Consider the following 1399-nt stretch of genomic DNA (forward strand, 5'->3'; position numbering starts at 1 on the left):
ATCTTTTAAATTCATCTTTTTCTTTCTTTCAAAGTTTTTTACTCTCTATTATACCATATTTTTTAAGAAAGAAAAAAGGAAAAGTTAACTTCAATAATTATCTAACGATTTGACGATTTATAACTAGCCATAGCAATAAAGCCCAATTTCTGTTTATTCTTAGCAAACATTTTATACATAGTTAAAAACTGCTTTCTATTCTCCTTTTTACAAGCATTTACGCAAATTTTCAAAGTTCCTAGCCAACCTTCGTCATAAATCATACCTGATAATTTCATTAATGTCATTTCACCAGTCAATATTTTCACATCACGATAACCTGATTCTATCATCACCTGTTCCCAACCATCTTGAGTTAAAGGACCTACATTTACATGAATTGCTTGTGACAATTCCTGTCTGACAGACTCTTTAGCTTCCTTAAGAAGCACATCATGTGTCAAAAGAAGACCTTCAGGTTTTAAAATCCTCAGATACTCCATTACACATTTTTTCTTAGCTTGATCGGCTTGCATAGTCAGCATAGCTTCATTTATAACAATATCAAAACTAGCATCTCCATAAGGAAGTTTCATTGCATTTGCTCTTTCAAATCTGATCAAATGACCAACACCTGCCGTTTCAGCAGATTTTTTAGCCACTTCTAAGGCTTGTCCATCCATATCAACAGCAGTTATCTTACAACCAAAACGCTGTGCTAACTCAATTGCTGTAGTTCCCCTATTGCACGCAACCTCTAGTATTCTCTTTTCTTTTGAAAATCCTCCTTCCGTAATTAACCAATCTGTAGCACGTTTTCCACCTGGACGTAAGCGTTTTTTCCCCAGTTTTGCTAAAAACTTATGACCTGCTTCTGACATTTGAACACCTCTATTTTTTCTTCATTATAACATAAAATTATATTGTCTGACAATTCTAATCTATTATTTGATAAACTAGAATCAAAAGCATACAAGCTACCATGACTATAGCATAAATCTATTAATCACCTCTCTAGTTCGAATTCAATTGCTCACGTAGTTTACGCATATAGGTTACGCCTACATATTTGTACTTTAGAGTTGCTGGCCTTCTTATCCGCTATATACGCTTTACTATCACGTGCCTATTCGTATAGCCAAGATTTCTCTATCTCTTTCTCTGCCGATTCTTATTTCCAACGTCAGACTTAAACAGTCTATCCTAATGCCGTTCGATCAGCTACTCACAATAGTCAGGCTTGGGAATCACTTTTGGCTTTACTAGTATATGGTACCCACAGAGGACTTACACCTCAGATGAACGGAATGTCCGTCGTACCTAAAAAAACGAGCACTTTCGTACTCGTTTTTAAAAATCTGTTAATTAAAGTGAGTTTACGTCAACCTTGATACCAACACCTTGAGTAGTTGTGATTGTC

The 1399-nt window shown here is 35.2% G+C and carries 1 protein-coding gene; it reads right to left on the reverse strand.

What is annotated here, in order from left to right:
* Positions 1-101 precede the first annotated feature (101 nt).
* A complete protein-coding gene (locus GMD1S_RS07690; protein ID WP_001287243.1) occupies positions 102-860 on the reverse strand; it encodes a class I SAM-dependent methyltransferase in 759 nt (252 codons plus the stop codon).
* Positions 861-1399: the final 539 nt, after the last annotated feature.

Origin of the sequence: Streptococcus sp. GMD1S (assembly GCF_000296875.1) — a bacterium.
In the GTDB taxonomy this organism is placed as follows: domain Bacteria; phylum Bacillota; class Bacilli; order Lactobacillales; family Streptococcaceae; genus Streptococcus.